Raw genomic sequence first — 23798 nt, forward strand, 5'->3', positions numbered from 1 at the left:
CGGCCGACCGGCCCGCGGCGTCCGCGCCCTGGTGCGGGGCGGCCAGCAGGGAGAGCAGAACGACCGCGACCCCGGCGATGGTGTGGTCGCCCGCCTCGCGCCGGTCCGTCGCCAGCGCCAGGACGAGCCCCTGCCCGCCGCCCAGCGCGTACGCGGACAGATGGGCGTCCCGCAGCGTGTCGGTGGCGGACGTCGGGGCGGGGCGTGCCCCGGCCGCGACCACCCGGGTCAGCCTGGCCAGCGCCGCCCCGACATCGGGGGCGGGGCGGCGGCCCGAGGCGTGCAGCTCCTCGCCGTCCGCGGCGATCAGCGCCGCCCGGCCCTCCAGCTGAGCCGCCAGCTGGTGCAGCACCGCCGGGACCGGGTCCGCCCGGGCCGCCGCCGCGGCCAGGGCCTGCTGGGCGCGCGTCACCCGGCGCAGCTCACGGTGCCGGGCCTCCGCCATCAGCCGCCACACCGCACGGGCGATCGCGGTGAACGGAGTCTCGGGCGGCACCTCCAGCAGCGGCAGCCCGTGCCGGTCGCACGCCTCGATCAGCGCCTGCGGCACCGTGTCGAACACCGGCGTCACCCCGAAACCGAGCGCCGCCGCTCCCGCCTCCACCAGCCGGGCCACGAACGCGTCCGGGTCCTTCAGCTGCACCCCGGCGCTCAGCAGCAGCTCACCGCCGAGCAGATACGGGTACGGGTCGGCCATCTCCGAGGTGTGCACCCACAGCAGATCCGCCTCGGCAGGACCCGCGATCCGGTGCAGTCCCAGCTCCTCGTGGGCGAGCAGCTCGGTGAGTGGGATCGGGGGAGTGGGCGGCGGGGCAGGCACGACCGGGGCTTCCGGCATGGACGGTCCATCCATCAGAGACTTCAATTATGGATGAAACGTACACTTCAGTGCCGTCTGCGGGCCACCTACCGTCTTCACCGTGTACGACGTGCGCGCATGTGACACAAAGCGCGCACCGCCTCAGCGTCACCCCGCATCGCAACAAGAAGCGGCTCCCCGCATCGCAGCAAGGAAGGCACCCATCATGAGCAGCAACGAAACGCCGCGTGGCCCCGTCGACTCCTCCCGCGTCCCGCGGTACGCCGGACCCGCGACCTTCGCCCGGCTGCCCCGCCTCGACGAGGTCCACGCCGCCGATGTCGCCGTCGTCGGCGTGCCCTTCGACACCGGTGTCTCCTACCGTCCCGGCGCCCGCTTCGGCGGCAACGCGATCCGTGAGGCCTCGCGGCTGCTGCGCCCGTACAACCCCGCGCAGGACGCCTCGCCGTTCGCCCTCGCGCAGGTCGCCGACGCCGGTGACATCGCCGCGAACCCGTTCGACATCAACGAGGCCGTCGAGACGATCGAGGCCGCGGCCGACGATCTGCTCTCCACCGGCGCCCGACTGATGACGCTCGGCGGCGACCACACCATCGCGCTGCCCCTGCTGCGCTCCGTGGCCAAGAAGCACGGCCCGGTCGCGCTGCTCCACTTCGACGCGCACCTCGACACCTGGGACACCTACTTCGGCGCCGAGTACACCCACGGCACCCCGTTCCGCCGCGCCGTCGAGGAGGGCATCCTCGACACCTCCGCCCTCTCCCACGTCGGCACCCGCGGTCCGCTCTACGGCAAGCAGGACCTGGACGACGACGCGAAGATGGGCTTCGGCATCGTCACCTCCGCCGACGTCATGCGGCGCGGCGTCGACGAGGTCGCCGACCAGCTGCGCCAGCGCATCGGCGACCGGCCGCTGTACATCTCCATCGACATCGACGTGCTGGACCCGGCGCACGCCCCCGGCACCGGCACCCCCGAGGCCGGCGGTCTGACCTCCCGCGAGCTGCTCGAAATCGTCCGCGGGCTGTCCTCCTGCAACCTGGTCTCCGCCGACCTGGTCGAGGTCGCCCCCGCGTACGACCACGCCGAGATCACCTCCGTCGCCGCCTCCCACACGGCGTACGAGCTGACGACGATCATGTCCCGCCAGATCGCAGAGGCCCGCACGAAGTGAGCCACGGCCACCATGACGAGCGGCCGCGGCTCACCCCCGAGCGGATCGCGGCCGCTCTGCACCCGCCGGCCGGGCGCAACGGCGGTGACCTCGTCGTCGAGACCCTCCAGGGCCTCGGCGCGACCACCGTCTTCGGCCTGCCCGGCCAGCACGCCTCGGCATGTTCGACGCGCTGCGCCGCTCCTCGCTGACCCACTTCGGGCTGCGCGTCGAGAACAACGCCGGCTTCGCCTCGGTCCGCGAGGCGCTGCCCGACATCGCCCCCAGCTTCTGGGACATGACGATCCTCGCCCACTGGGCCTGGTCCGCCTCAGACGCCCGCCACCCGAACACGATGCCCTCCGCCCGGGGCGCGGGCGGCCTCGCCCACGGCTGAACCGCACGCACGGCACGCGCTCCGGGGTCCGCCCCGGCGCCGGGGCGGAGCGTCGGCAGAGCCCCGGGCGTCACGACCCCGTCACATGACCCGTGCCTCGTGCAACTTTTCGTACGCCAGGGAGTCATTCCTTTCGGGCGTGCAGGGGGCGCGCCCGTACAGATGACTCAGGGGACGGGGAAAGCCTCATGTCTGGATCCCACATATCGCGCCGTGCGCGCGGCGCGCTGTCCGTCGCGCTCGCCGCGGGCGTGCTCGCACCCGTGGCGCTCGGCGCCGCACCCGCCGCGGCGGCGACGCCGACGGTGAGCTGCACATCCGCCAAGGCCGGGCTCGCCGCGAAGCTGTCGAAGGACATCACCGCCGCGCTCAAGGGCCGGAAATCGACGACGGCCGTGGCGCTCCACGACCGCAGGACCAACACCAACTGCACCCTGCGGGCGACCACCGAGTACGACTCCGCCAGTGTCGTGAAGGCGACCGTGCTGGCGACGCTGCTCTGGGACAACAAGAAGCACAACCGCTATCTCACCCAGCGCGAGATCAACCTCGCCACCGCCATGATCACCAAGTCCGACAACAACGCGACCACCAGCCTGTGGAAGCAGCTCGGGGTGACCAAGGTCAAGGCGTTCCTCAAGGCCGCCGGGATGACACACACCGTGCCCGGCTCCGGTGGCTACTGGGGGCTGACCCAGATCACCGCCCAGGACGAGCTGCGGCTGCTGAACCTGCTCACCGCCAAGAACTCCGTGCTGAGCGACAACTCGCGCGCCTACGAGCTGGGCCTGATGCGCAAGGTCGTCTCCTCGCAGCGCTGGGGCACCCCCGCCGGAGCCCCGTCCGGGGTGACCGTGCAGGTCAAGAACGGCTGGCTGCCGCGCGCCACCCACGGCTGGCGGGTGCACAGCATCGGCGCCTTCACGGGCAAGGGCCACGACTACGCGATCACCGTGCTCACCCAGGACAACAAGACGATGAACGACGGCATCAACACCATCCAGGCCGTCGCCCGCGCCGTGCACAAGGACCTCAACACGGCCGCCGCCACCGCGACGACCGTGGCCCCGCCCGCCGCCCCGCAGGAAGCGGTGCCCGCGGTGCCGGAGGCGCCGGCCGTACGGATGCTCACCGCGACGCCGCGGTCGTAGCCGACCGCCCGAGGAGCCCGGCCGTACGCAGGTCGTAGGCAGGACGTCGCACCGGCCTACGACCAGCGGCCCGTCTTTTGTAACGGCGGGATGAAATCCGCTGCCCACCGCGTTGGTGCCTTCCGGTAGACCAGGTCTGACGGGAGGCACCGGTGACGGACGCAGGGGACGTACAGAGCGCGACACAGGCCCCGGGCTGGGCCCGGCGGCTGTGCGGCTACGCATGGCGCTACCGGCGCAATGTGCTGCTGGCGCTCGGCTCATCGCTCGCCGGCATGGCGGTGATGGCGCTCGTCCCGCTGATCACCAAGGTGATCATCGACGACGTCGTGGTCGGCCACACACGGTCCCTCGCCGTCTGGACCGGGCTCCTCATGGTCGCCGCCGCGCTGGTGTACGTCGCCACGTACATCCGCCGGTACTACGGCGGCCGGCTCGCCCTCGACGTGCAGCACGATCTCCGTACCGAGATGTACGGGACGATCACCCGCCTCGACGGGAAGCGGCAGGACGAGCTGTCCACCGGCCAGGTCGTCGGGCGGGCCACCAGCGACCTGCAACTGATCCAGGGGCTCCTGTTCATGCTCCCGATGACCATCGGGAACGTGCTGCTCTTCATCATCTCCCTGGTGATCATGGCGTGGCTCTCGCCGCTGCTCACCCTGGTCGCGATCGCCGTGGCCCCCGCACTCTGGTACATCGCCCGCCGCTCCCGCGCCCGGCTCTTCCCCGCCACCTGGTACGCCCAGGGGCAGGCCGCCGCCGTCGCCGGAGTCGTCGACGGAGCCGTCTCCGGGGTCCGGGTCGTCAAGGGGTTCGGGCAGGAGGAGCAGGAGACCGGCAAGCTGCGCGAGGTCGGGCGCAGGCTCTTCGCCGGGCGGCTGCGGACGATCCGGCTGAACTCCCGCTACACCCCAGCCCTCCAGGCCGTCCCCGCGCTCGGCCAGGTCGCGATGCTGGCCCTCGGCGGCTGGCTCGCCACCCGGGGCGAGATCACCCTCGGCACCTTCGTCGCGTTCTCCACCTACCTCGCCCAGCTCGTCGGCCCGGTCCGGATGCTCGCCATGGTCCTCACCGTCGGACAGCAGGCCAGAGCCGGCGTCGAGCGCGTACTGGAACTGATCGACACCGAGCCGACCATGAAGGACGGCACCAAGGACCTCCCGGCGGACGCCCCCGCGAGCGTCGAGTTCGACGACGTCCGGTTCGGCTACGACGATGAGCGCCCCGTCCTCGACGGGTTCTCGCTGACCATCGAGCCCGGCGAGACCGTCGCCGTCGTCGGCGCCTCCGGCAGCGGGAAGTCCACCGTCTCGCTGCTGCTGCCCCGCTTCTACGACGTGACGCACGGCGCCGTCCTGGTCGGCGGCCACGACGTCCGCGAACTGACCCACGAGTCGCTGCGCGCCGCCATCGGCCTCGTACCGGAGGACAGCTTCCTGTTCTCCGACACCGTCCGCGCCAACATCGCGTACGGATTCCCGGACGCCACCCAGGAACAGATCGAGGAGGCGGCCCGCGCCGCCCAGGCCGACCGGTTCATCGCGGATCTGCCCGAGGGCTACGACACCAAGGTCGGCGAGCACGGACTCACCCTCTCCGGCGGCCAGCGCCAGCGCGTCGCGCTCGCCCGCGCCATCCTCACCGACCCCCGGCTGCTCCTCCTCGACGACGCCACCTCCGCCGTCGACGCCCGGGTCGAGCACGAGATCCACGAGGCGCTGCGCCAGGTGATGGCCGGGCGGACCACCCTGCTGATCGCCCACCGCCGCTCCACCCTCGGCCTCGCCGACCGGATCGCCGTCCTGGAGCACGGCCGGCTCGCCGACATCGGCACGCACGAGGAGCTGGAGCGCCGCTCCCCGCTCTACCGGCGGCTGCTCACCGACCCGGACGAGCTGGGCGGCACCTCGCCCGGACACCAGCCGACCGCCGTCGCGGCCGACACCACCCCCGAGGACGAGCGAGCGCTCCAGGAGGAACTGGACGCCGAGTTCGACGCCGAGCGCGGCATCAGCCCCCACCTGTGGGTCCGCAAGGAGGAGCCGCGCGACACCGGGGCGGCCGGCATGCCCGCCACCCCCGAGCTGCTCGCCCAGGTCGAGGCGCTGCCGCCCGCCACCGACACCCCCGGTATCGACGAGGCACGGGCCGTCGCCGCCGAGGACTCCTACGGGCTGCGCAGGCTGCTGCGCGGCTTCGGGCTGCCGCTGCTGGTGAGCCTGATGCTGGTCGCGGTCGACGCGGGCGCCGGTCTGCTGCTGCCGGTACTGATCCGGCACGGCATCGACCAGGGTGTCTCGCAGCTCGCGCTCGGCGCGGTCTGGGCGGCGTCCGCGCTGGCCCTGGTGGTCGTCCTCGTGCAGTGGGCCGCCCAGATCGGCGAGACCCGGATGACGGGCCGCACCGGCGAACGGGTGCTGTACTCACTGCGGCTGAAGATCTTCGCGCAGCTCCAGCGGCTCGGCCTGGACTACTACGAGCGCGAGCTGACCGGCCGCATCATGACCCGGATGACGACGGATGTGGACGCGCTGTCGACGTTCCTGCAGACCGGACTGGTCACGGCCTTCGTCTCCGTCGTCACCTTCTTCGGCATCATGGTCGCGCTGCTGGTGCTCGACGCGCAGCTGGCCCTGGTCGTCTTCGCGACGCTGCCGGTGCTGGTCATCGGCACCTTCTTCTTCCGCCGCAAGAGCGTCAAGGCGTACGAGCTGGCCCGCGAACGCATCAGCGTCGTCAACGCCGATCTCCAGGAGTCCGTCTCCGGGCTGCGGATCGTGCAGGCGTTCCGCCGCGAGCGCGACGGCGCCGACCGGTTCGCGGAGCGCAGCGACCACTACCGCGAGGCCAGGGTCCGCGGCCAGTGGCTGATCTCGGTCTACTTCCCGTTCGTGCAGCTGCTGTCGTCGGTGGCGGCGGCCGCCGTCCTGATCGTCGGCGCGGGCCGGGTCGACAACGGCACGCTCACCACCGGTGCGCTGGTCGCGTACCTGCTCTACATCGATCTGTTCTTCGCCCCGGTGCAGCAGCTCTCCCAGGTCTTCGACGGCTACCAGCAGGCCACCGTCTCCCTCGGCCGCATCCAGGAGCTGCTGCGCGAGCCGACCTCCACCGACACCGCGGACGAACCGCTGGACGTGCTGTCGCTGCGCGGCGAGATCGCCTTCGAGGACGTGTCCTTCGCGTACGGCTCCGGCGACGAAGCCGAGGAGGCGCTGGCCGGGGTCGACCTGCGGATACCGGCCGGGCAGACGGTCGCGTTCGTGGGCGAGACCGGCGCGGGGAAGTCCACCCTGGTCAAGCTCGTCGCCCGGTTCTACGACCCCACGGGCGGCCGGGTCACGGCGGACGGCACCGATCTGCGCCGCCTCGACCTCACCGCGTACCGGCACCGGCTCGGAGTCGTACCGCAGGAGGCGTACCTCTTCGCGGGCACGGTCCGGGACGCCATCGCCTACGGGCGGCCCGAGGCCACCGACGCCGAGGTGGAGGCGGCGGCGCGGGCGGTCGGCGCCCACGACATGATCGCCACCCTGGACGGCGGCTATCTGCACGAGGTCGCCGAGCGGGGCCGCAACCTCTCGGCCGGTCAGCGCCAGCTGATCGCGCTCGCCCGCGCCGAACTCGTCGACCCGGACATCCTGTTGCTCGACGAGGCGACCGCCTCGCTCGACCTGGCCAGCGAGGCCCTGGTCAACCAGGCCACCGACCGCCTCACCGGCCGCCGCACCACCCTGGTCGTCGCCCACCGGCTGACCACGGCCGCCCGCGCCGACCGGGTCGTGGTGATGGACCACGGCCGGGTCGTCGAGGACGGCACGCACGACGAACTCCTGGCCGCGGAAGGGCACTACGCCGTCCTGTGGCGCACGTTCATCGGGGAGGACGAGCCCGCGCAGGTGTGAGCACCGGGCCGTCCACCGCGGCGCTGTCGCCCGGGGCGCGGAGCGCGTCCGACGCAACCTTCGGATGGTCTCCTGCGTCGTACGCATGTATGCACATGCGCCACCCAAGGGCGTAAGTGTTCGACTGGCGATGGAGTTGCTGGTGTTCAGAAGGACGAGAAAGTCCGGAAAGACCGACTTGTCCGAAGAGGGTGATGGTGCGGGCCGGTCCGGGGGCGGGAGTCGTGGAGCCCGCCGGTTGCTGGTGCGTTCGGTCGTCCTGTCGCTGGTGGCCGCCCTCGGCCTGGTGCTCGGTGGTCCCGCGGTCGGCCGCGCCGACGCCGCGACGGTCTGCGCCGGGCGCCCCGCGAAGACGGTCCCGTTCAAGACCGGCGAACTGCGCGTCTACAAGAACCGTTCCTACGCCTGCGCGATGGCGGTCGCCAAGAAGCCGGGCCCGCGCCGCGCGATGTCCGTGACGATCCAGGCGCGCGGCGGCAGACCCGTCGTCGACAGCGGCAAATACACCAAGCAGGCCGGCCCGGTGACGGTCCACGCACTGAACCGGTGCGTCAGGGCCTCGGCCAAGATCTCCGGCAAGTCGGGCTCCACGGGCTGGATCCTCTGCTGATCGGCCCCGACCCGCGGTTTCTCCGTGCCGACCGGGTCTGGCGGCACGGGAGTTGCCCCGCTAGGTTCACGGCGAAAGCTGTGATTCCTGGGGAGGGTGTATGCGCAAGGCGTTCAGAGGGTTCCTGTCGCTCGCGGTGCTCATCGGCACGGCAGGTGTGACGGGAGCCTCGGCCGGGGCGGCCACCGCCGCGGAACCGGCCGCGTTCCACAGCGGGTCCGCCGCCGACGACGGCACCGGCACGGACATCAAGGACCGCATCCTGGCCATCCCGGGGATGAGCCTCATCGAGGAGAAGCCCTACCCGGGTTACCGCTACTTCGTCCTCAACTACACCCAGCCGATCGACCACCGGCACCCGTCCAAGGGCACCTTCCAGCAGCGCATCACCCTGCTGCACAAGGACACGTCCCGCCCGACGGTCTTCTTCACCAGCGGATACAACGTCTCCACGAACCCCGGCCGTTCCGAACCGACCCGGATCGTCGACGGCAACCAGGTCTCCCTGGAGTACCGCTACTTCACCCCGTCCCGCCCGGCACCCGCCGACTGGTCCAAGCTCGACATCCGGCAGGCCGCCGGTGACCAGCACCGCGTCTTCACCGCGCTGAAGCGGATCTACACCAAGAACTGGCTGGCCACCGGCGGCTCCAAGGGGGGCATGACGGCCACCTACTTCGAGCGCTACTACCCCGAGGACATGGACGGCGTCGTCGCGTACGTCGCGCCCAACGACGTGGTCGACAAGGAGGATTCGGCCTACGACCGGTTCTTCGAGAACGTGGGCACCAAGGAGTGCCGCGACAGGCTGAACGGTGTCCAGCGCGAGGCGCTGGTCCGCCGCGAGCCGATGGAGAAGAAGTACGAGGAGTACGCCGCCGCGAACGGCTACACCTTCGAGACCACCGGCTCGCTCGACAAGGCGTACGAGGCCGTCGTCCTGGACTACGTCTGGGCGTACTGGCAGTACAGCCTGCTCTCCGACTGCGACACCGTTCCGGCCGATGCGAAGTCCGCCCCCGACCAGGCGATCTGGGACTCCATCGACTCGATCTCCGGCTTCTCCACCTACACCGACCAGGGCCTGGAGCGGTACACCCCGTACTACTACCAGGCGGGCACCCAGCTCGGTTCGCCCGACATCCGCCAGCCGTGGCTCGGCGGTCTCAGCCGGTACGGGTACCAGCCGCCGCGCACCTTCGTGCCGCGCTCCATCCCGATGAAGTTCCAGCCGTCGGTGATGCGCGACGTCGACAACTGGGTGAAGCGCCACGCCGACCGGATGCTGTACGTGTACGGGGAGAACGACCCGTGGGGCGCGGAGCGCTTCCGGCCCGGTGCGGGCTCCCGCGACAGCTATGTCATGACCGTGCCCGGCGGCAACCACGGCGCGAGCGTGGCCGGGCTCGCCGAGGACGACCGGGCGAAGGCCACCGCGGCCGTCCTGCGCTGGGCGGGCGTCGCCCCGGCCGCCGTGCGGGACGACCCGGCGAAGGCGAAGCCGCTCGCGAAGTTCGACGCACGGCTCGACAAGCGGGACGTGCTGAACGAGCGCGGGCTGCGGCCGTAGCCGTTCCGGGCGCCGGGGAGGGGCTGTGCGCGCCGCGCACAGCCCCTCCGCGCTCCGCTAGTACGTCAGCCCGTAACCGACCGGGTGCAGCACCTGGGCCGGGTCGTCCGCGCGCTGCACCGGGACCGGCAGGGTGCCCTGCGGTTCGGCGCGGCCCGCGATCACCCGGGCGGCGGCCCGCAGTTCGACATCGGTCCAGGAGTACGTGGCCAGGTTCGCCGCGAACCCGGTCCCGGACAGTTGGGCGATGTCGTACGGATTGCGGATCGCGACCGTGATCACCGGGATGCCGGTCGCCGCGAGGGCGCTCACCAGGGTGCGCTGCGAGCTGGTCGCCGAGACGTTGTACGTCGCCACGACCACCGCGTCCTTGCCCTGCGCGGCCGCCACCGCCTCGTCGATCTTCGCCTTGGCGGGGGCGGTGCCGGTGGACAGCGAGGTCGCCGCGTAGCCCAGTTCGCCGAACGCGGTGGCCAGTGTGGTGGTCGGCGGTCCGGTGGTGCCGGACGGGGAGGCGGGATCGGCGCCGACCACCAGCAGGTTGCGGTGGGAGCGGCGGGAGAGCGGCAGCACCGCACCGTCGTTGGCGAGCAGCGTGGTGGTGCGCTCGGCGATCCGGTCGGCGGCGGCGAGGTGCGACCGGGTGCCCACGGTGCGGTCCACCCCCGCGTGGCTGACGAACGGGTCGTCGAACAGCCCGAGCTTCGTCTTCAGCCGCAGGATGCGCAGGATCGATTCATCAATCCGGGCCTCGCTGATCTCACCGCTCTTCACGGCCTCCAGGACGGCGTTCCAGGAGACGTCGAGGCGCGGCGGGTTGAGCAGCTGGTCGACGCCGGCCTTGAGGGCGAGGACCGGCACGCGCTCGTCGCCGTACTTCGTCCGCACCCCCTCCATGCCGAGCGAGTCGGTCACCACGACACCGTCGTAGCCGAGCTCCTCGCGCAGGATGCCGGTGAGGATCGGGCGGGACAGCGTCGCCGGGTCCTCTGCCGGGTCCAGGGCCGGGACCACGATGTGCGCGGTCATGATCGAGTCGATGCCCGCGGCGATCGCGGCCCGGAACGGCGGCTCGTCCAGCTCCGCCCACTGCTCCCGGGTGTGCCGGATGACGGGCAGGCCGGTGTGGCTGTCGGTGTTGGTGTCGCCGTGGCCCGGGAAGTGCTTGGCCGTCGAGGCGATCCCGCTGCTCTGATACCCCTTCACCTGCGCGGCGACCATCCCGGCCACGGACTGCGGGTCGGAGCCGAAGGAGCGTACGCCGATCACCGGGTTGGCCGGGTTGACGTTGACGTCGGCGTCCGGGGCGTAGTTCTGGTTGATGCCGATCGCGGCCAGCTCGGCGCCCGCGATCTGCCCGGCCCGGCGGGCGTCGGAGCGCGAACCGCCCGCGCCCAGCGCCATCGCGCCCGGCATCAGGGTGGCGGGCTCGCCGACCCGGCAGACGATGCCGTGCTCCTGGTCGGTGGAGACGAGGAGCGGCAGGGGAGTGGGGCCGGCGAGACCGGCGCGCTGGATGCCGTTGGAGAGGTCGGCGATCTGGTGCGGGTCGCGGGTGTTGTGCGCCCAGGCGAAGTAGATGATCCCGCCGACGTGGTACCTGGCGATCATCTCGGCGGCCGTGCGGACCCCGATCTCGGCCAGGTTGGCGTCGATGTCGGCCTGGTCGGGGTCGGTGGCGGAGTGCCCGTACACCCGCATCACGAAGAGCTGCCCGACCTTCTCCTCCAGGGACATCCCGGAGATGATCCGCTTGAGGCGCTTGGTGGTGGCGGCTGAATTGTGCTGTCCGCTGCTGGGTCCGCCGCTTGCGGACCTCTGGGCGGCGACGGCGCCGGGGGCGATGCCCGCGCCCGTGACGGCGACAACTGCCGTCGCGGCGGTGGCGGTGAGGAGGGTGCGTCTGGAGGGGCGGTGGTGCACGTGAGCTCCTTCGGCCGTACTCGGGGACGAGGGGTGGTGAAAGAAACTTCCAAGGAGCACGGATATCCAGAAAATAACTTCCGGTCAAGGGTCCGGACAGATTTGAGCCCGTGCGGCGTGGCCGGGCCCCTGCCGCGGTCGTGCTTCGGCCCCGCCTCGGCCTCGCCCCGGTCCCGCTCTGCCCGGCCCCGCCCCGACTCTGTCTCAGCCCTGCCTCAGTCCTGGCTCAGTCCCACCACGGCCCCGTGCGACCGCAGCGCGGACACCGCCGCCGTGATCGCGGGCCGCCGGGCCGCCTCCGTACGCCACAGCGCGTACAGCCGCCGCACCGGTACGGGATCGAGCGGCACCGCCACCACTCCCGGCGGCAGTTGCCCCCGTCCCAGGCGCGGGATCATCGCGACCCCGAGGCCGGCGGCGAGCAGGGCCAGCTGGGTGTGGTTCTCCTCCGCCTGGTGCCGGATGTCCGGCTCGTAACCAGCCGCCCGCAACGTCCGTACGAGCCAGTCGTGGCAGACCGTCCCCGGCGGCTGGCAGATCCACCGCTCCTTCGCCAGCTCCTCGCGCCGCACGGCGTCCCGTCCGGCCAGGCGATGCCGCTCGGGCACCAGCAGATCGCAGCGGTCGTCACCGATCACCGCCTGTGCCACGCACTCGGGGGCGGGCAGCGGGGCGATGTCCCAGTCGTGCGCGACCGCCAGATCGATCACCCCCTTGGCCACCAGGTCGACCGAGAGATGCGGATCGACCTCGGTCATCCGGACCTCCAGGGCCGGGTGCTCCCGGTCCAGCTCCGCCAGCACCCCGGGCAGCAGCCCGCGCGCCGCGGACGCGAACGCACCGATCGACAGCCGCCCGGTCGGTAGCCCCCTGCGCTCCTCCAGCGTCGTCTCGGCGCGCTCCACGATCGCCAGCAACTGCTGGGCCGTCGCGGCCAGATGGAGCGCCTCCTCGGTCAGCGCGACCCCGCGCCCGCGGCGCTCCAGCAGTGTGGTGCGGGTCTCCCGCTCCAGCTTGGTGATCTGCTGCGAGACCGCCGACGGGGTGTAGCCGAGCGCGGCGGCGGCGCCCGCGACGGAGCCGTGGACGGAGACGGCGTGCAGGGCGCGCAGCCGGGCCAGATCGAGCACGGGAGCCTCCCGGAACAGGACGAGCCGGTCATGGTCATTCATTAGCGACGCTCAATTCCACCATGAAGAAATCCGCGCTGGTGCTACATGGTCGGCGCGGGTGATCCTCGGTGCATGCGTCCCCTCCACATCGCCCTGGCCGCCCTGGTGGCAGCCGTCTGGGGTGTCAATTTCGTCGTCATCGAGATCGGCCTCGGACACTTCCCGCCGCTGCTCTTCTCGGCCCTGCGCTTCCTGGTCGCCGCGCTGCCCGCGGTTTTCTTCGTCGGCCGGCCCAAGGTCGCCTGGAAGTGGATCGTGGGCGTCGGGCTGGTCCTCGGGGTGGCGAAGTTCGGCCTGCTCTTCATCGGCATGGACCGGGGAATGCCCGCCGGCCTCTCCTCCCTCGTGCTCCAGGTCCAGGCGGTCTTCACGGCCCTCTTCGCCGCCGTCGCGCTCGGGGAACGCCCGGGGGGAGTAAGGCTGTTGGGGATGGCGGTGGCGCTCGCGGGCATCGGGGTCGCGGCGGTCGACGAGGGCGCGGGCGGGCCCGTACTCGCCTTCGGGCTGGTGATCGCGGCGGCGGCCTGCTGGGGCGTGTCCAACGTGCTGACCCGCAAGGCCGCCCCGCCCGACTCGCTCAACTTCATGGTCTGGGTCTCGACCGTGCCCGTGCTCCCGCTGCTCGGCCTCTCCCTCCTCTTCGAGGGCTGGGACCGCGACGCGGACGCGCTGGCCGGGCTCGACTGGAGCGGCGCCGGGATCATCGTCTACGTCGCCTGGATCACCACCGTCTTCGGCTTCGGCGCCTGGGGCTTCCTGCTGCGCCACCACCCGGCCTCCTCGGTGGCTCCGTTCACCCTGCTCGTCCCGGTCTTCGGGATGTCCTCGGCCGCGCTGCTGCTGGACGAGTCGGTGAGCCCGCTGCGGTGGTGCGCGGCGGCGCTGCTGGTCGGCGGGGTGGCCCTCACCTCGCTGGCGGGGGCGCGGCGGTCGCGCACCCCGGCACCGGAATCCCCGGCACCGGAGCCGGAGGTGGCGCGGGCCGCCTGAGCGAGCCGCGCCCGGTCCGCCGGACGGGCCCTACCGCTCAGCCGCGCCCAGCCGCAGCAGGTGTTCCCGTCCGGCGGCCAGCAGCCCCGGCAGCTCCGCCGCGCCCGGGTGCCAGCGCTTCTCGTACTCCCAGCAGACCCAGCTGTCCGGGGCCAGCGTGTCCAGACAGGCCCCCAGCGGCAGCACCCCGGCCCCCAGCGCCAACGGCTCGGTGTCCTCGGCCGACGCGATGTCCTTCACCTGTACGTATCCCAGGTGCGGGGCCAGCACCGCATGGCTCGCGGCCGGCTCCTCGCCCGCCAGCCAGGTGTGCATGATGTCCCACAGCGCACCGACCTGTCCGTGCCCGACCGCTCCGACGACCCGGGCCACATCGACGCCGGCCCGGTGCGAGTCATGGGTCTCCAGCAGGATGCGTACGCCCCTGTCCGCGGCGTGCGGAGCGGCGGCGGCCAGCCGCCGGGCAGCGGTCGCGTCGGCCACGGCGGGGTCCTGGCCACCGCCGCCCGGGAAGACACGGACGTTTCGCGCACCCAGGTCGTGCGCCAGGTCCACCAGCCCGGCGAGCTCCTCCAGCACCGGCGCGTCGTCGCCCTCGGCGGCGGCCCGGACATACCCGGCGACGGTCAGGATCTCGACGCCGCCCTGCTTGAACTCCTCGACGACAGCGGCCCGTTCGGCCGCGGAGACACCCGGGTGCACCGGCTCCTCGGGGTGGGCGCGCAGCTCCACCCCCTGATAGCCGTGCCCGGCGGCGAGCCGGACGACATCGGTGACCGGCATCCCCGGGACTCCGAGGGTCGAGAAAGCGAGCTGCACGTGTGTGGTCCTTCCGTCGTCGTCCGGCCGCCCTTCCGGCCCGGCCTCGGCAGGGCTCCCGGAGCAGCTGCTCCAGACTATCCAGCAGCCTCGGCGCGTCCGCCCGCTGCCGGGGCCCCGGCCGCCCGCCCTGCTCCGGCGCACCGGCGCCGGCCGGGGCGTACGCCGTTGCACCCCGGCCCCCTTTCAGTCGCGTTCGGCCGCGCACTGGGCGGAGAACTCGCAGAGTGCCGCGCGGTCCGCGCGCCCCGTCTTGTTCAGCAGACTCGCCATGTGCTTCTCCACCGTGCGCGGCGATATCGACAGCCGCCGGGCGATCTGCTGGTTGCCCGGCCGCTCCGCCAGCAGCACGAAGACCTCGTACTCGCGCGGCGTCACCCCGCTCGTCCGCAGCGGGGCCGGGATGCGGTCCCAGCCGCCCCGGTGCTGCCCGACGCTGGCCCCCGCCTGCCGCAGCGCCGCCCGGCACGCGGCGGCGACCGGCTGGATGCCCGCCCCGTAGAAGTACTCCTCCGAGGCCCGCAGCCAGTTCACCGGCTCGCCCCACCCCTCGGCGAGCGCCGCGCCGGCGACCAGCCGCAGTCCCAGATGGCGGGCGAGCGGAAAGGCGGCGGCGTTGGTGACGGCCGCCCCGACCGACCGGACGGCCCGGTCCGTATCGCCCGCACGGCCGTGCAGGACGCCATCGGCCAGTCGCAGGAACAGCTGGTTCCAGGCCAGGTCCGCGCCGGGGCTCTCCAGTGTCGCGTCGAGCTCCGCCCGGCCGCCTCGGCCGTCGAGTATCCGCAACAGCGGACGCAGACCGTAACGCCCGCTCAGATAGAAGAAACTGGGGTGCTCGCGCTCCCAGGCCAGCGAGGCGTCCAGGTCGGCCAGCGCGCCCTCGCGGTCCTCCTCCAGCAGCGCCGCGAAGGCACGGCAGAGCCCCAGTTGCAGCGGGACGAGCAAGGACTCCTCGCCGCCCGCCCGGCGGAACCGGGCCATGGCCCGGTCCAGGTCCCGTCTTCGGCCCCGGTGCGCGGCGAGCGTCGCCGAGGCCAGCAGCAGATAGCGGTGCGCCCCCAGATTGCGGACCCGGGCGCTGGCGGCCACCGACCGCTCGACGATCTCGTGCGCCCCGTCCCACTCGCCCCGCATCACCGCGTTCATGGCGAGCAGCCCGTCCACGGTCTGCGTCGGCACCAGCGCGCCCAGCGACTGGGCGGCGGTCCGGGCCGTCTCCAGCCGGGCCGGGTCACCTGTGCGCATGAACGTGTTGGCGCCGAGCCGGACCAGCGCCTCCACCCGCCACACCGGCAGGGCGTGCTGCTCGGAGACCGCGAGCATCCGCTCCAGGCACGCGTCGGCCTCGTCGAAGCCGCGCTCCCGGGAGAGCAGCGCCAGTAACTGCCAGGCCTGGCAGGCGACCACGGGAAGCTGCCGCTCCTCCGCGACGGCGGCGGCCCGGCGCGCGGCGTCCTGCGCGCACTTCTGCTGCCCGTGGCCCGCATGACCGGGCAGCAGGGCCAGATGACCGTCCACCACGTCGAGTGCCGCCTCCAGCTCGGGGCGGATGGCCGTACCGAGCATGCTCCGCGCGGTCCGGATCTGCCCGGCCGCCTCGTCCACACGCTCCGCCATCACGGCCGCCCAGGCGATCCGGATGTGGGTCTCGCCGCACTGCTCGGCGGCGTCGGAGCGCGGCGGCACCGGGGGAAGCTCCGCGGTCAGTGCCAGGGCCGTGTCGAGCTCACCGGCCTCGGCATGGGAGACGGCGAGCGACTCGGTGATGCCCCGCAGATCGCTCTCGTGGGCGAGCGAGCGGGCACGTTCCAGCAGGGTGACGGCGGAACCGGACGCGCCCGCGGCCAGCATCCGGCGGCCGACGCCGGCGAACTGGCGGGCGGCGCCGTGCCGGTCGCCCCCGGCCAGTTGCAGTGTGGCCATCAACTGGCGTTGTTCGTCGCCGAGTTCGTGCTCCGCCGCGGCCAGGGACAGAGCCGCGCGACGGGCCGTCGCGGCCCGCTCCGCCGGTGCCAGCGAGGCCACCAGGGCCTCGGCGGTCAGCGCGTGCCGGAAGGTGTAGCGGTCGGGGTCCGCCCCGTCGGGGGCGATGATGTTCGCCTCCACGGCGGAGCGCAGATGGCTGAAGAGCGTACGGTCGTCGAACCCGGTGACGGTCTGGAGCACGGTGACCGAGAACCGGCTGCCCAGCGTGGCCGCGCACAGCAGCAGCTCGCGCACCGGTTCGTCGAACCGGTCCAGCCGCCGTGACCAACTGCGCACCACTCCGGTCGGCACCGACGCGTCGGGGTTGGCGTGCTCCTCCCACCGGTCGCCGGCCCGGCGCAGCTGGCCGGAGTCGAGCAGATCGGCGAGCAGCACCTCGACCAGGTACGGATTGCCGCCCGCCCGGCCGACCAGCCGTTCGTGGGTGGCCTGCGGCACCTCGTCCGGGCGGGCCTCCAGACACGAGGCGGTCATCTCCCGCACGTCCGCGTCACCGAGCGGTGCCAGCTCGCGCACGGTGGCGACCTGCCGCTGTTCCGCCGAGCGCACCAGGTCGAGTGCGGCACCGGGCTCCGGACGCAACGTCCCCAGCAGCAGCACCGGCAGGTCCGCCACGTTGTCGATGACGTACTCCACCACCGCGATCGTCTCGGTGTCGGAGTCGTGCAGGTCCTCCAGCAGGATCACGCAGCCGTGCTCCTGGCCGAGCACCGACAGCAGCCGCAGTAACGCCTCGGCCAGTTCGACCACCGTCTCCGGATAGCCGGGGGAGGGACCCTGGCGCCACTCCGGCACCAGCCGGGCCAGCGCCGGACGGTACGGGTCCAGCTCCGGGTCGGTGGGCGTCCCGGCCGCCCGGAACCGCGAGGACAGCGCCTCGATCAGCGGGCGGAACGGCACCACGAGCCCGGTCGACGTGGCCCTGCCGCGCAGCACCGGCATGCCCCGCTCGTACGCCCGGTAGGCGCACTCACCGGCCAGCCGGGATTTGCCGATGCCCGCGTCCCCGACGAAGAAGACCGCACGCCCCGAACGCCGCGACGCGGTGTCCAGGGCGTTTCTCAGCAGGCCGGTCTCAGCGACACGCCCGACAATCACCGACGAAGTGGCACGCATGGACGCAGGCTACTTGAGCCACTACCCACCGGTCAGTGCGACAAATCGCCTGATCCGAAACGGAATTGACTCAGACCCAGGTCATGGTGGTCCACGGCAGGTCCGAGGTGAGGTCGGTGTTGCTGTCCGTGGCGCCGAGGATTCTGCTGCGCAGACCGAGTCTGCCGCCCGCACCCAGGGCGATCCTGCCGACGGGGTGCTCGTCGGTGACGTCGTCGAACTCGTTGGCGCGGAAGGCGGAAGCTTCGGTGATCTGCATGGTCTGCCTCTTCTCGTGGGAGGTTGTCGTTGCGTGAGCGGTGCGACGAGACGTGTACGACGCGGTGGTACGGGGTGAGGTACTGGTGGTACGTGAGCGGTGCGACGAGACGTGTACGACGCGGTGGTACGGGGTGAGGTGCGGGTGTACGTCAGTGGTGCGGGGCACGGGGCGAGGTGCGGGTGCTACGTGCGAGGCGCAGGGGCGGACGGTGATACATGAGCGGCGTGTGGGCGCCGGTTCCCGCTTTCGCCCTCGTTCCCGCTCCCGCCCTGTTTGCGTCCCGTGACCGTTCAGCCGGGCGCGGTCGGCACGGTGGGTCCGGCGAGCAGCAGTACCGACGGCACCCGGGCGGGGAATCCGGCCCGCAGCAGCCCGTGCCCGATCCCCGCGAGCCCGGTCAGCAGCCCCGGATGCGGGACCTGGCCGGGTGTTCCGCAGCGCGGCTTCGCCCGGTCGGCCGCCGCGAGCAACGCCCCGGCCCGCTCCACCCAGCGGGTGCGGGCGCTCGACGGTTCGCCGCGGCGCAGCAGTTCGAGGACGCCGAGTTCGCCGTGGCACAGGCTGTCGTCCGGCGGCGGTTCGGCCCGTGCGATGTCCGCCGCCGCCTCGCGCGCCCAGGCGGACAGCAGCGGGTCGGCCTGCGCCGCCGGGCTGTCCAGCACGGCCAGCGCCACGCCCGTCCGGCCCCGGCACCAGGAGATGTCGCGGTCCACGGCACCGGTCGCGGCCCGCAGCGCGGCGAGCCCCGAGGCACGGTACGGCTCGCCGCCGCCCGCCTCGGCGAAGCGCAGCAGCGCCCAGCCGATCCCGGCGGACCCGTCGGCGAATCCCGGGGTGCCCGGCAGTGCCGCCTCACGCAGCAGCCCGGCGCAGTGTTCCGCCGCACGCCACACGTCGGCCCGTCCGGTGGCCCGGTACCCGGCGAGCAGACCGACCAGCCCGCCGGCCGTACCCCCGCGCACCCCGTACTCACTCTCGGCGGCGGCCGCCGCACCGGTCAACCGCAGTGCGGGCAGCACCAGTTCACCGAGGCGCGGGTCGTCCAGCGTGTCCGCGACCTGGGCCAGCGCGTACGCGATCCCGCCGAGCCCGGCGAACGCACCCGAGCCCACCGGGCCCAGATCGTCCGGGCGCGAGTGCAGCACGTCCAGCAGCCCGGCGAGGGGCGCCAGCGCGTCCCGGGCAGCCGTGGCGTACCGGTTCGCCCCGGTGAGCGCGGCGAGCTGGGCGAGGAAGCACGCCGTACCGGTGTAGCCGCCCGCAAGGTCGGCGGCCATCGGTCCCAGCCGCCAGTAGCGCTCGTCGAGCAGCTCCAGGCCGATCCAGTTCAGCCGGGTGGGCCCGGAGTAGGCCTGGGACACCAGCTGGTCGCCGACCGACCGGGCCGCCGCGAGCAGTTGCTCCGGCTCCGGCGCGGTCGCGGCCGTACGGACCCGGCGCGGGCCGGGGCGGGGCTCGTGGGCGGGCTCGCGCGAGGTGGTCACCATCGCGGCGCGGATGATGCGTTCCTGGTCCTTGCGGTCCACCGCGTCCATGGCCGCCAGCTTCGCCCGGACCAGGGACAGCCCCGTCCGGGTGAGCGCGCCGGGCAGCAGCCGGCCGGTCCCGCTCCACAGGTCGGTGCGTTCGGGCAGGGCGCTGAACAGGGGCACGTCGCCCGACCAGAGCTGGGCGATCTCCTCGTCCAGGAGGCCGGGCAGCGCGGCGGATCCCAGGGTGTCGGTGCCCAGCAGCGCGAGCACCTCGTGCCGTTCGGCGGCGTCCTTCATCAGGTCCGGGTGCGTGGACTCGTCCAGGAGCGACGTGTAGATCCAAGTGGGCCGCACCACCACCCGCACCTCGTCGTGCGCGAACCGGTCCAGCAGTCCGCCGGTGCGCAGGAGTTCGGCGCGGGCCTCCTTGATCGCGGTGTATCCGGCGCGGAATCCGGCGCACAGCGCGCGGGTGAAGGCGGACGGGTCGGCGGGCGTTCCGGTCAGCCGGGGCCGGTTCGCCGACCCGCCGAACCGGGCCGTCCGGCGCACCAGCCGCATCCGGTCGGTCCCCGCGTCGGCCCAGCCGACACTGCGCACCGGGGAATCGGCCGCCTGCCCACCGCCGATCCCGGACAGGTCGAGTGCCGTCTCGTCCCCGACGAGCAGCTGCGGCAGCAGTCCCACCCGGTGCACCGAGTCGTGCAGGGCGCGGGCCGCCGGATCGTCCGAACCCGCGGTGGGCAGCGGCGGGTGGAACAGCGTCTCGACATCGACGAGTACCGGGTACTCCCCGTCCGCGATCAGGTTCTCGTGGTGCAGGTCGGTGCCGTCCAGCGCGTGCAGCAGGGCCAGCAGCGCGCCCTGGCGCCGGTAGAAGGTCTCGACCTGACGGGCCGCGCGGCAGGGCTGTTCCGCGACGAACTCCACCCAGCCGTACGGGCCCCGGTCCAGCAGGTCGAGCGTACGGAGCCCGGGAGTGCCGGGCAGCGCGTTGAACCACTGGACCAGTTCGTTGAAGTGCCGGTGCGCGGCGAGCGGACGCGGCTTGTAGACCAGCCGGGCACCGTCCCCGAACCGGAGCAGCATCACGGTCCGGCCGCCCCGGTGGCCGTCCCCGGCACCGGGCTCGACCCCCACCAGCCGGCCGTCCCCGGCCCCTTCACCCCGAGCCCCGTGGACGCCCGGCAGCACCGGCCGGTCCGCGGCGAACCGGACCAGCATCTCGGCCAGCGCGGCGGCGGCGTCGAGCGCGGCACGCGCCAGGATCCGGGCCAGTACGGGGTACGTGGTGCAGAGCGCGGCCAGTCCGGACCGGGCGCCGGTCAGCCGCAGGAAGTCGGTGAACCGGTCCTCGGGACCGTCCCCGGCCAGCCGCCCGTCCCGCCGCGCCATGTGCAGCTCCAGGACCAGGGTCCGGGCGGCGAGCCGCGCGAGCCGCCGGGACAGGTGGCGCTCGAAGTCGTCGCGCACGGCGTCCAGATCGACGAACCGGCTCAGCCGCCGCGGCAGACCGTCCTGCATCCGCCGCGCCGCGCAGGCGGTGAACGGGGCGAGGAGGCATTCGAATCCACGCAGCCCCGGCAGCTCCTCCCGGTCGTCGATCACCGCCTGCTCGGGCGCGGCGGAAATCGTGTCCTGGACGAACACCGCCCAGTCCGGAGCGCGTTCGGGCGGCGTTTCACCGGTCAGCGCCGGCCGCCACCACGAACCGTCGGCCCAGGAGGCCCCGTCCGCCGCCGACCGTTCGGCTTCCAGCAGGCCGACCGCATCGGCGGCCGAACCCGCTGCCGCGGCCGGACGTGACGCGGAAGAGACGCCCAGCCGTTCGCCGCCGCCCGCATGAATCTCCGCCATCGCACCTCCTCGGTCCGGCGCCGGCACCACCGGTCCGCCACGCCCCATACTTCCGGCGACGCCTGCCAAGGACATGGGGGCAACGCCCCCATCTTTCTGCCCGTGACCCGAACAGGAACCGGAACGGGCCCCGGGCACGCGCCCGGTCGGAGGCCGGAGCCGGGCCCGAAGCGGTCACGCCCGGACGTACCCGCGAGCGGAGCGCCGCACCGGGCCCACCCGGGCCTACTGCTCCCGCGGCGGCGCCGTGGACCCCCGCACCATCAGCTCCGCCGCGATCGTCGCGATGCCCCCGGGCGGCGGCGCCTCCTTGCCCATCGCGAGGCGGCCCGCCCGCGCGCCCGCCTCGAAGAGCGGCAGCCGTACGGTCGTCAGCGCCGGGACCGCGTCCACCGAGAACGGCAGGTCGTCGAAGCCCGCCACCGAGATGTCCTCGGGGATGAGCAGCCCGCGGTCCCGGATCGCCGCGCTCGCGCCCAGCGCCACCGTGTCGTTGGCGGCGACGACCGCAGTCACCTGCGGTTCCCGGCGCAGGAGTTCGAGCGTGGCGTCGTAGCCGGAGCGGCGGTCGTAGGGGCCGTGGACGGTGAGGCGCTCCTCGTCGCCGACGAGCCCCGCCGCCCGCATCGCGTCGCGGTGGCCCTCCAGCCGGTGGCGGGTCGTCGTCCGCTCCAGCGGGCCCGCGACATAGCCGATCCGCCGGTGGCCGAGCGAGAGCAGATGCTCGGTGAGGCGGCGCCCGCCGCCCCGGTTGTCGAAGGCGAGCGCGGCCACGACCGCCTCGCCGTCCGGCAGCGGGGGCCGCCCGCACAGCACCACCCGGGTGCCCGCGTCCGCGAGCCTGGCCAGCTTGGCGGAGACCGCGGCCTGGTGCGCCGGGTCCTCCACGGCGCCGCCGGTCAGCACGACGGCCGCGGCGCGCTGGCGCTGGAGCAGCGTGAGGTAGGTGAGTTCGCGCTCGGGGGAGCCGCCGGTGTTGCAGACGACCGCGAGCTTCTCGCCGCCCGCCCGGCCGGAGCCGTCCCCGGGCCCGCCGATCTCGGTCTGTGCCGCCCCCGCCATGATCCCGAAGAACGGGTCCGCGATGTCGTTGACCAGGATGCCGACCAGGTCGGACGTGGCCGCCGCGAGCGAACTCGCCGGCCCGTTGAGTACGTAGTCCAGCTCGTCCACCGCACGCAGGACCCGTTCGCGGGTGGACGCGGCCACCGGGTAGTTGCCGTTCAGTACGCGGGAGACGGTGGCCGGCGACACCCGGGCGCGAGCCGCCACATCCGCCAGGGTGACTGTCATCGCTTTCCTCCGAGGGTTTTGGGCCGGGCCCTCTTGTCCGGGCCGCTGTCGGCAGGCTAGCGTCATCCCGGATAGAAAGCGCTTGCTACGGTGTATGGAGGAAGTTTCGTGACACGCAGGACAGTGCGCATCGCCATGAACGGCGTCACGGGTCGCATGGGATACCGGCAGCACCTGGTGCGCTCGATCCTCGCGATCCGCGAGCAGGGCGGCCTCGACCTCGGCGACGGCGACGTGCTGTGGCCCGAGCCGGTGCTGGTCGGCCGCCGCGCCCACGCGCTGGAGGAGCTCGCCGCCCAGCACGGCCTGACCGAGTGGTCGACCGACCTCGACGCGGTCCTGGCGGACGACACCATCGACATCTACTTCGACGCCCAGGTCACCTCGGCCCGCGTGGACGCGATCAAGAAGGCGATCGCCGCGGGCAAGCACATCTACACCGAGAAGCCCACCGCCACGGATGTCGAGGGCGCCCTGGAGCTGGCCCGGCTGGCCGGTGAGGCCGGGATCAAGCACGGCGTCGTCCAGGACAAGATCTTCCTGCCGGGCCTGCTGAAGCTGAAGCGCCTCATCGACGGCGGCTTCTTCGGCGAGATCCTCTCCGTGCGCGGCGAGTTCGGCTACTGGGTCTTCGAGGGCGAGTGGCAGGAGGCCCAGCGCCCGTCCTGGAACTACCGCGCGGAGGACGGCGGCGGCATCGTCGTCGACATGTTCCCGCACTGGGAGTACGTGCTCCACGAGCTGTTCGGCCGGGTCTCCACCGTCCAGGCACACGTCCAGACGCACATCCCGCAGCGCCGGGACGAGCAGGGCAAGCCGTACGCCGCGACCGCCGACGACGCCGCGTACGGCATCTTCCAGCTGGCGAGCGGCGCGGTCGCGCAGATCAACTCCTCCTGGACGGTCCGCGTCAACCGCGACGAGCTCGTCGAGTTCCAGGTCGACGGAACGCACGGCTCCGCCGTCGCCGGCCTGCGCAACTGCCGCGTCCAGCACCGCTCGGCCACCCCCAAGCCGGTCTGGAACCCCGACCTCCCGGTCACCGAGTCCTTCCGCGACCAGTGGCAGGAAGTCCCCGACAACGCGGTCTTCGACAACGGCTTCAAGGCCCAGTGGGAGCTCTTCCTGCGCCACATCGTGCTCGACGAGCCGTACACCTGGGACCTGATGGCCGGTGCCCGCGGCGTGCAGCTTGCCGAGCTGGGCCTGAAGTCCCACGCCGAGGGCCGCCGTCTCGACGTACCGGAGCTGTCGCTGTGACGAGCCACCCCACGTACGGCGCATCGGAGCTGATCT

15 protein-coding genes and 1 pseudogene are annotated in these 23798 nt (G+C 72.9%); 8 read left to right on the forward strand and 8 right to left on the reverse strand.

The window, feature by feature from the left end:
• Positions 1-838: PucR family transcriptional regulator ligand-binding domain-containing protein (locus ABZY11_RS07890; protein WP_356478290.1), on the reverse strand; the 838-nt coding region annotated here is incomplete at its 3' end.
• Positions 839-1025: 187 nt separating this feature from the next.
• Between ABZY11_RS07890 and speB the strand changes: the two genes are divergently transcribed.
• From speB to ABZY11_RS07920, 6 genes and pseudogenes are all read left to right on the forward strand, one after another.
• Entirely contained in the window at positions 1026-1994 is a 969-nt protein-coding gene (gene speB, locus ABZY11_RS07895; RefSeq protein ID WP_356478291.1) for an agmatinase, read from the forward strand.
• A pseudogene (locus tag ABZY11_RS07900) lies at positions 1991-2229 on the forward strand (thiamine pyrophosphate-binding protein); the annotation flags it as partial. The gene speB and the pseudogene ABZY11_RS07900, both read left to right, overlap by 4 nt.
• 329 nt (positions 2230-2558) lie before the next feature.
• Positions 2559-3521, forward strand: coding sequence for a serine hydrolase (locus tag ABZY11_RS07905; protein ID WP_356478292.1), 963 nt, complete (start codon positions 2559-2561; stop codon positions 3519-3521).
• Positions 3522-3673: 152 nt separating this feature from the next.
• Complete coding sequence (locus ABZY11_RS07910) at positions 3674-7429, forward strand: ABC transporter ATP-binding protein (protein WP_356478293.1); 3756 nt, start codon at positions 3674-3676, stop codon at positions 7427-7429.
• Between the two features lie 238 nt (positions 7430-7667).
• The gene (locus ABZY11_RS07915) at positions 7668-8039 is read left to right on the forward strand and encodes a hypothetical protein (protein WP_356478294.1); all 372 of its coding nucleotides are present in this window, start codon (positions 7668-7670) and stop codon (positions 8037-8039) included.
• A 100-nt stretch (positions 8040-8139) separates the two neighbouring features.
• Positions 8140-9609 carry a S28 family serine protease gene (locus ABZY11_RS07920; protein ID WP_356478295.1) on the forward strand — a complete coding sequence of 490 codons (1470 nt, stop codon included), beginning with the start codon at positions 8140-8142 and terminating at the stop codon, positions 9607-9609.
• Positions 9610-9666: 57 nt separating this feature from the next.
• Here the strand turns inward: ABZY11_RS07920 and ABZY11_RS07925 are convergent, their stop codons facing one another.
• Together ABZY11_RS07925 and ABZY11_RS07930 are read right to left on the reverse strand one after the other, a co-directional pair.
• Positions 9667-11532 carry a glycoside hydrolase family 3 protein gene (locus ABZY11_RS07925; protein WP_356478296.1) on the reverse strand — a complete coding sequence of 622 codons (1866 nt, stop codon included), beginning with the start codon at positions 11530-11532 and terminating at the stop codon, positions 9667-9669.
• A gap of 215 nt (positions 11533-11747) precedes the next feature.
• The gene (locus ABZY11_RS07930) at positions 11748-12662 is read right to left on the reverse strand and encodes a LysR substrate-binding domain-containing protein (protein ID WP_356478343.1); all 915 of its coding nucleotides are present in this window, start codon (positions 12660-12662) and stop codon (positions 11748-11750) included.
• A 114-nt stretch (positions 12663-12776) separates the two neighbouring features.
• On the opposite strand from ABZY11_RS07930, the gene ABZY11_RS07935 reads away from it, so the two are divergent.
• Positions 12777-13694 carry an EamA family transporter gene (locus ABZY11_RS07935; protein WP_356478297.1) on the forward strand — a complete coding sequence of 306 codons (918 nt, stop codon included), beginning with the start codon at positions 12777-12779 and terminating at the stop codon, positions 13692-13694.
• A 30-nt stretch (positions 13695-13724) separates the two neighbouring features.
• Here the strand turns inward: ABZY11_RS07935 and ABZY11_RS07940 are convergent, their stop codons facing one another.
• The 5 genes from ABZY11_RS07940 to ABZY11_RS07960 form a co-directional block, all read right to left on the reverse strand.
• Positions 13725-14513 carry a sugar phosphate isomerase/epimerase family protein gene (locus ABZY11_RS07940; RefSeq protein WP_356478298.1) on the reverse strand — a complete coding sequence of 263 codons (789 nt, stop codon included), beginning with the start codon at positions 14511-14513 and terminating at the stop codon, positions 13725-13727.
• Positions 14514-14699: 186 nt separating this feature from the next.
• On the reverse strand, positions 14700-17618 hold the full coding sequence (locus tag ABZY11_RS07945) for an AAA family ATPase (protein ID WP_356478299.1): 2919 nt from the start codon (positions 17616-17618) through the stop codon (positions 14700-14702).
• A gap of 70 nt (positions 17619-17688) precedes the next feature.
• Positions 17689-17877, reverse strand: coding sequence for a hypothetical protein (locus ABZY11_RS07950; protein ID WP_356478300.1), 189 nt, complete (start codon positions 17875-17877; stop codon positions 17689-17691).
• A 293-nt stretch (positions 17878-18170) separates the two neighbouring features.
• The gene (locus ABZY11_RS07955) at positions 18171-21209 is read right to left on the reverse strand and encodes a type 2 lanthipeptide synthetase LanM family protein (RefSeq protein WP_356478301.1); all 3039 of its coding nucleotides are present in this window, start codon (positions 21207-21209) and stop codon (positions 18171-18173) included.
• A 225-nt stretch (positions 21210-21434) separates the two neighbouring features.
• Positions 21435-22502, reverse strand: a complete 1068-nt coding sequence (locus ABZY11_RS07960) for a LacI family DNA-binding transcriptional regulator (RefSeq protein ID WP_356478302.1) — start codon at positions 22500-22502, stop codon at positions 21435-21437.
• 108 nt (positions 22503-22610) lie between these two features.
• On the opposite strand from ABZY11_RS07960, the gene ABZY11_RS07965 reads away from it, so the two are divergent.
• Positions 22611-23762 carry a Gfo/Idh/MocA family oxidoreductase gene (locus ABZY11_RS07965; protein ID WP_356478303.1) on the forward strand — a complete coding sequence of 384 codons (1152 nt, stop codon included), beginning with the start codon at positions 22611-22613 and terminating at the stop codon, positions 23760-23762.
• The last annotated feature ends 36 nt before the right edge of the window (positions 23763-23798 follow it).

Origin of the sequence: Streptomyces sp. NPDC006510, assembly GCF_040611955.1 — a bacterium.
Taxonomy (GTDB): domain Bacteria; phylum Actinomycetota; class Actinomycetes; order Streptomycetales; family Streptomycetaceae; genus Streptomyces.

Coding starts and splice junctions, on each gene's coding strand:
- ABZY11_RS07935 (WP_356478297.1), top strand. CDS start 12,777: ATGCGTCCCCTCCACATCGCCCTGGCCGCCCTGGTGGCAGCCGTCTGG.
- ABZY11_RS07950 (WP_356478300.1), bottom strand. CDS start 17,877: ATGCAGATCACCGAAGCTTCCGCCTTCCGCGCCAACGAGTTCGACGAC.
- ABZY11_RS07905 (WP_356478292.1), top strand. CDS start 2,559: ATGTCTGGATCCCACATATCGCGCCGTGCGCGCGGCGCGCTGTCCGTC.
- ABZY11_RS07960 (WP_356478302.1), bottom strand. CDS start 22,502: ATGACAGTCACCCTGGCGGATGTGGCGGCTCGCGCCCGGGTGTCGCCG.
- ABZY11_RS07955 (WP_356478301.1), bottom strand. CDS start 21,209: ATGGCGGAGATTCATGCGGGCGGCGGCGAACGGCTGGGCGTCTCTTCC.
- speB (WP_356478291.1), top strand. CDS start 1,026: ATGAGCAGCAACGAAACGCCGCGTGGCCCCGTCGACTCCTCCCGCGTC.
- ABZY11_RS07920 (WP_356478295.1), top strand. CDS start 8,140: ATGCGCAAGGCGTTCAGAGGGTTCCTGTCGCTCGCGGTGCTCATCGGC.
- ABZY11_RS07945 (WP_356478299.1), bottom strand. CDS start 17,618: ATGCGTGCCACTTCGTCGGTGATTGTCGGGCGTGTCGCTGAGACCGGC.